Annotated in this window: 5 protein-coding genes and 1 pseudogene; 1 reads left to right on the forward strand and 5 read right to left on the reverse strand. The window is 69.6% G+C overall.

Annotation, left to right across the window (positions count from 1 at the left end):
- A partial coding sequence (locus tag ABZT87_RS31300; protein ID WP_355140076.1) for a non-reducing end alpha-L-arabinofuranosidase family hydrolase occupies positions 1 to 746 on the reverse strand: 746 nt, incomplete at its 3' end.
- A gap of 240 nt (positions 747 to 986) precedes the next feature.
- Positions 987 to 3,092 (reverse strand): cellulase family glycosylhydrolase, encoded by a 2,106-nt coding sequence (locus ABZT87_RS31305; RefSeq protein WP_355140078.1) that lies wholly within the window; start codon positions 3,090 to 3,092, stop codon positions 987 to 989.
- Positions 3,093 to 3,684: 592 nt separating this feature from the next.
- Here ABZT87_RS31305 and ABZT87_RS31310 point away from each other — a divergent pair.
- Positions 3,685 to 4,656, forward strand: coding sequence for an NADP-dependent oxidoreductase (locus tag ABZT87_RS31310; RefSeq protein ID WP_355140080.1), 972 nt, complete (start codon positions 3,685 to 3,687; stop codon positions 4,654 to 4,656).
- Between the two features lie 4 nt (positions 4,657 to 4,660).
- Here ABZT87_RS31310 and ABZT87_RS31315 read toward each other — a convergent pair whose 3' ends face one another.
- From ABZT87_RS31315 to trpS, 3 genes and pseudogenes are all read right to left on the reverse strand, one after another.
- Entirely contained in the window at positions 4,661 to 5,251 is a 591-nt protein-coding gene (locus tag ABZT87_RS31315) for an HAD-IA family hydrolase (RefSeq protein ID WP_354862992.1), read from the reverse strand.
- Between the two features lie 26 nt (positions 5,252 to 5,277).
- Positions 5,278 to 5,424 carry a hypothetical protein gene (locus ABZT87_RS31320; RefSeq protein WP_354862994.1) on the reverse strand — a complete coding sequence of 49 codons (147 nt, stop codon included), beginning with the start codon at positions 5,422 to 5,424 and terminating at the stop codon, positions 5,278 to 5,280.
- 22 nt (positions 5,425 to 5,446) lie between these two features.
- Positions 5,447 to 6,278, reverse strand: a pseudogene (gene trpS, locus ABZT87_RS31325) (tryptophan--tRNA ligase); the annotation flags it as partial.

The following is a 6,278-nucleotide window of genomic DNA, read 5'->3' on the forward strand; positions in this document are numbered from 1 at the left end:
TTCTGGCTGGCGGAGGCCATCTCGGACCAGTTGGTGAACAGGCCGAAGTTCATCGAGCCCCACCGGGTGCCGGTGTCGTGGGTGGTGGCGTAGACCAGTTGCCGTCCGTTGTAGGGGGCGACGGTGAAGTCCTTGAGTGACACCCAACCCGACTTCGGCTGCGCCAACGCGCCGGTCGACGACCACCGGTACGACGACGGCAGATCACACGTGGTCGGCGGCGGGGTCGTGGGTGGCGGGGTCGTCGGCGGTGGGGTGGTGGGCGGCGGTGTCGTGGGTGGGGGCGTGGTGGGCGGTGGGGTGGTCGGCGGTGGTGTCGTCGGCGTGGTGCCACCGTTGCAGGTCACGCCGTTCAGGGCGAAGCTCGTCGGGTCCGGGTTGCTGCTCGTCCAGGACCCGTTGAAGCCGAACGACACCGTGCCGTTGGTCGCGACCGACCCGTTGTAGCTCACGTTGCGCGCGGTCACCGCCGCACCGCTCTGCGTCAACGTCGTGTTCCACGACTGCGTCACCGTTTGCCCGGCGCTGTACGACCACGTCAACGTCCAACTGCTCAACGGATCACCGAGGTTCGTGATCGTCACGTTGGCACCGAACCCGCCCTGCCACTGCGACGACACGGCGTAGTTCACCGAGCAGCCCGCTGCGGCGGCACCGGCCGGCATCGCCACGACGACCGTGGCCGACGCCAGCAACGCGACACCGGCCGAGACGAGGCCGACATTGGTCGCTCTAAATATGGTCATCAAGCACCCTCCTGACGGGATGGCGGCCTCCACATTCGTGGGAATCATTGTTAGGTGAGCGTTAACAGCCGCGTCGCGTATGTTACGGGAGCGCTCCCAAACCATCAACCTCGATGCCTTGAAGGCGTCGGACCGTCATCGTGGACCCTCCGAACAGGCCGGCATGGCCGCCCCGGTGCGCTGCACGCAGGACGGCCGTGCCGGTCCTCGGACGTCGTGCGAACGGCGACCGAGGCGTCGTCAGCCGACGCTGCCGGTGACCGTGCCACCGGACTTGGTCAGCCGGTAGGTGATCTGCGTTCCGCTCCAGAAATGGAAGGTGAGAATGACCGGACCATCGTTGACCTCGGCGAAGAACTCGGGCTTCAACAGGATCGTGTTCGCCGCGTAGTCAGGCTGGAAGGTGCTCCAGAACTCCTTGTAGGTGGTCCAGTTCGCCGGCCCGGCGGCAGAGCCGTCGGCGTACCTGGCCTCCATCGTGGCGAGCTGGTCACCTCGGAACTGGGTGGGGATGGTGAAGGAGGCGGCCGTCCCGGTGGCGGCGGCCTGGGTCGGCGGGTCGTAGGAGATGATGCTGATCTGCCACGGCACGCCCTGCGAGAAGCGGGCCTCGATGGTCGCGTTCACACCGGGGGCGCGGTTGCCGACCAGCCGGGTCAGCGCCGAGCTGGTCAGGGTGAGCGTGGTCCCGGAGACCGTGTAGTCGGTGCCGTTGGCGAGGTTGGTGCTGCCCTGCCGCAGTCCCTGGAACGAGGCGCCGTTCAGGTTCAGCGTGAGGGTCCTGCTGGTGATGGTGCCGGTGCGGCGTACGTAGACCTGGTCCGAGGAGGCCGTGGCCGACCGGGTGGTCACGCTCGTCTTCATCAGTGCCAGCAGGCCCGGGTCCCGCCACTGCAGGGTGTTGCGGTTGAGGAACGACCCCGCGTCCCAGAGCATGGTGGTGAACTTCCTGATCCGGGCCTGGTAGCCGACGGCCTCGAAGAACTTCAGCAGCTCGCCGCGTTCGATGATGCCGGGTCGGGTGTAGTCGTAGCTGAGCAGACCCCACTCGCCCACGATCACCGGTACACCCCGCGCCGCGAAGGTGTTGCGCACCCGGTCGAAGCCGTCGACCATGTCCTGCTCGACGTTGGTGTCGTAACGGGTGCCGCCGGCGATGTTCACGCTGAACGGCCACCACCCGTAGAAGTGGACGGTCGCCGCGATGTTGCGGTCGTTCAGCTGCGCGATCGTGGTCGCCAGCGCGTCGAGCTGAGCCTGGTTGGAGTTGGTGTTGAGGGTGGGCAGCACCAGCAGTCGGGTGGCGTTGTTCCCGCCGGACTGGCGGACGAGGCGGACGAACGCGACGTGGAGCTCGCGCAGCACCTCGTCGCTCTGGGCGTCGCCCGAGGTGCCGGTGAACTGCGGTTCGTTGATGTTCTCGAAGACGAGCTTCGACGAGTGGTCGCGGAACCTCGTGGCGATCTGGGTCCACAGCGCGGTGTAGCGGTCCAGCACGTTCGTGCGGTCGCCCGGGTAGCCGTTGATCCACTGCCAGGAGTCGTGATGGAGGTTGATCATCACGTACAGGCCCTCGGCCAGCGACCAGTCGACCACCTGCTGGACCCGGCTCAACCAGACCGGGTCGATGGTGTACGTCGGCGCCGGCCCATGGTGGTTGCTCCACGTGATCGGGATCCGGATGCTGTTGTACCCCTGTGCCCGTACCTCGTGCAGCATGGCCTGGGTGATCAGCGGGTTGCCCCACGCGGTCTCGTCCGGGATGGCGTCGAGGGTGTTGCCCACGTTCCAGCCGGGCTGCATCGCCGCCACCGTCGCCGCCGCGTCACCGCCGGGTGGCGGGGACGGAGACGTGGACGGGGATGTCGTCGGCGTCGGGGACGGGGTGACGGTCGGGGTCGGGGACGGCGTGCCGCCCACACTCCCGGTGCACGTGACGCCGTTGAGGGCGAACGAGGTCGGCGCGGTGTTGCTGCCCGTCCAGGACCCGTTGAAGCCGAAGGAGACGGAGGCGTTCGTGCCGATGGCGGCGTTGTAGCTCACGTTCTTCGCGGTGACCTGGTCGCCCGAGGAGGTGACGGTGGCGTTCCACGCCTGGGTCACCCGCTGGCCGGACGGGAAGGCCCAGCTCAGGCTCCAGCCGTTGACCGCGTCACCGAGGTTGGTGACCTTCACGTCGGCGGTGAAGCCGCCCTGCCACTGGGACGGGACGGCATACGCCACTTGGCAGCCGGCCGCGGCCTGGGCGTTGCCGGCGACCATCATGCCCGCGGTGACCATCAGGGCCACCGCGCCGGCGACCAGGCCGACCCGTCGCCGTGTTCGTGGGAAACCGTGCGAACTCATCAGGAGACTCCTCGCCATGCTGGCGCTGTGGTGAATGGGGTGTCGACGTTCGCCGGCCGTCGGCCACCCGGTCCTGACGGGTCGAGGTGTGCCCGGACGGGCGCCTGGCACCCGGCGACCGCATGCGGGATGGCGAATGCGCGATGCCCGTGCGCGTGGGGCCGTGGTCGCCTGGACGACGCGGCCGGGAACGTGGATTGCGCGGACACTGCCCGAGGGTCCGCGCGAGCGGCGAGGCTCCCGCAACGATCGCTATGTTATCGATAACATAGTCATTCACCGATTGATGGGCAAGATGTGCCCGGCCCCTTCCCCGCAATTCGTACTCCAGCATGAAGACACCGCCGGTCAGGTTGTTGAGCATGGCTGCCACGCCCGCCCGATGGCGGCCGCGCAGCGCTCGGCCGTGAACGAGCCCGCGTCGTACGACGAGGACATGCCGAGCACTTCGCCACACCGTCGAAACACGCCCTCGGGGGTGCACCGACTGCGGCCGGTCGCCCTTGTGGGTGAACGGCACCGAGCACCGGGCCGGGCCCGCCGCCGAGCCGGCATGCTGCGACGGTGACGCCGGCCCGGAGAGGAAGCCCACATGGTTGACGCGGACGTGCCAGAGCGGATGCAGGCTGCGGCCCTGGACGAGTTCGGCGGGCCGGAGGTGATCACCCTGCGGAAACTTCCGGTACCCGAGGCCGCCGCCGACGAGGTGCTGATCAAGGTCCTGAGCGCCGGCGTGGGCGTGTGGGACGTCTACGAGCGGCAGGGCATGCTGGTGCCCGAGGGTGCCGAGTTTCCGATCGTGCCCGGCTCGGACGGCGCCGGAACCGTCATCGCGGTCGGCAGCCAGGTGACCGATCTCGCGGTGGGTGACCTGGTCTACGCCGCCGCCACCAGCCGACCGAAGGGCGGCTTCTACGCCGAGTACGCGGCCGTCAAGGCCGAGTACGTCGCGAAGCTGCCCGACGGTGTGCCGGCCGAGCACGCCGGTGCGATGCCCACCGACGCGCTGACCGCGCTGGCCGGGCTGGACACCCTCAGCCTGCCGCCGGGCGCCTGGCTGTTGATCTTCGGTGCGAGCGGTGGGCAGGGCCACCTGGCCGTGCAGTTGGCCAAGCGACAGGGGCTCAACGTGATCGCGGTGGCCTCCGGCAGCGACGGGGTCGCGCTGGTGACCCGCCTCGGCGCCGACGTGTCTCTCGACGGCCACGCCGACGCCGACGAGGTGCTCGCGACAATCCGGGACGCGGCCCCGGAAGGAGTGGACGGCATCCTCGCGATGGCCGGCGGGAAGACGCTGGACCGGCTCACCGAGACGCTGTCCGACGGCGGGGTCGTCGCGTACGCCCACGGGGTGCGGCCGGAACCGCGCGAACGGTCCGGTGTGTCGGTCCGGGCGTACGACGGTGTGGCCAACCGCGGACAGTTGCAACGCCTCAACGAACTCATCGAGGCCGGGCCGTTCGTGGTGCACGTCGCCGAGACGTTCCCGCTGGGCAAGGTGCGGGAGGCGCACAAGCGCCTGGAGAGCTCCTACCTGGGCAAGCTGCTGCTGACGATCGCCTGAGGCATCAGCCGACGCGCTGTTGCGGGACGCGTACCGAAGCCATGCCGGCCGCCGTCGCGGCCTGGATGCCCAGGTCGGTGTCCTCGAAGACCAGGCAGGAGCCCGGGGGCACGCCGAGCTGCCGCGCCGCGAGCAGGAACGCCTCCGGGTCGGGCTTGGCCCGCGTGTAGTCCTCGGCGCACACCAGCACGTCGAAGCGGTCCAGCAGACCGAGCGCGTCGAGGGAGGCGGTGACCGTGGCCCGGGTGCTGCCGGAGACGACGGCGAACGGCACCCGGCGGTGCGCGTCGTGGATGTGCGCCACCACCTCGGGCACGGCGGCGACCTGCGGCAGCAACTCCTGGTAGATGCGCTCGCGGTTCTCGACGACGGTCGCCACCGGCATCGCCAGACCCTGCCGCTCGTTCAGCTCGACGATGATGTCGGCGGTCGGCCGGCCACCCCAGGCGTAGAAGAGGTCCTCCGGGAACTCGCAGCCCCACTCGTCGAGCGCCCGGCGCCACGCCACGTAGTGCAGCGGCATCGAGTCGACGATGGTGCCGTCGCAGTCGAACAGGTACGCGGCGAACTCACCGGGCGGCAGAGGCAGAGTCATCGAGGAAGGGTACAGCGGGAATCCGCTCACTCCTCGCTGACGGATGCCAGCCGACGCAGCAGGTCCGCACGTTCCGGCTCGGTGCCGACCAGCGCCAACGCGTCCCGGTACGCCGCATCGCCAGCAGGGTCGTTCTGCGCCCCCCGGGGGCACGTCGGGTCTCCCCGTGGCAACGAGGAGACCCGATCGCCCACGTCAGGCCGGGGCGTCCGTCCGGCGCCGGGTCCGCTCGGCCCGCCGCCGCATCTGCTGGTACGCCCCGGTCAGCCCCATCGCCCGGCGTACCTCCGTCAGGGTCTGGCGTACCTCCTGCCGGGTCCGCTCGGTGCCCTCGACGATCAGCCGATCGACAAGTCCCCGGTCGGCCTCGATCGCGGCCCGGCGCTCCCGGATCGGCGCCAGGAACGTCTCCAGCGCGACGACCAGCCGCTCCTTGACCTCCACGTCACCCACCTGACCGGCCCGGTAACGGTCGGCCAGGTCGGCCACCTCGGCACGGTCCGGGTTGAACACCTCGTGGTACGCGAAGACCGGGTTGCCCTCCACCGTCCCCGGCACGTCGGCCCGCACCCGGCTCGGGTCGGTGTACATCCCGCGCACCTTGCGGCGCACCGTCGCCGCGTCGTCCGACAACGCGATCGTGTTGCCCCGACTCTTGCTCATCTTGGCCGTGCCGTCGGTGCCCACCAGACTGGGCGTGTCCGCCGGGATCAGCTCGGGCACCGGGAACACCGGCCCGTACAGGTGGTTGAAGCGGCGGGCGATCTCCCGGGTCACCTCGACGTGGGCGGCGTTGTCCCGGCCGACCGGGACCACCTCCCCCTTCACGCACAGGATGTCCGCCGCCTGGAGCACCGGATAACCGAGCAGCCCGTACGGCATCTCCTCCTTGCCCGCGTCGCGGGCCATGTCCTTCAACGAGGGCACCCGTTCCGGGGCTGTCTCGCTAAGGGTGTTTTCGGCGATCTTGGTTAGTAGGTTTCAGCAGGTGGGAAGCGGTCGCTGAAGGTGATGGCGAAGGCGTTCA

The sequence above is a fragment of the Micromonospora sp. NPDC005237 genome (assembly GCF_040607775.1).
Taxonomy (GTDB): domain Bacteria; phylum Actinomycetota; class Actinomycetes; order Mycobacteriales; family Micromonosporaceae; genus Micromonospora.

Excerpts from the sequence above, each read along its gene's own strand:
- ABZT87_RS31305 (WP_355140078.1), bottom strand. The coding sequence starts at position 3,092 with ATGAGTTCGCACGGTTTCCCACGAACACGGCGACGGGTCGGCCTGGTC.
- ABZT87_RS31310 (WP_355140080.1), top strand. The coding sequence starts at position 3,685 with ATGGTTGACGCGGACGTGCCAGAGCGGATGCAGGCTGCGGCCCTGGAC.
- ABZT87_RS31315 (WP_354862992.1), bottom strand. The coding sequence starts at position 5,251 with ATGACTCTGCCTCTGCCGCCCGGTGAGTTCGCCGCGTACCTGTTCGAC.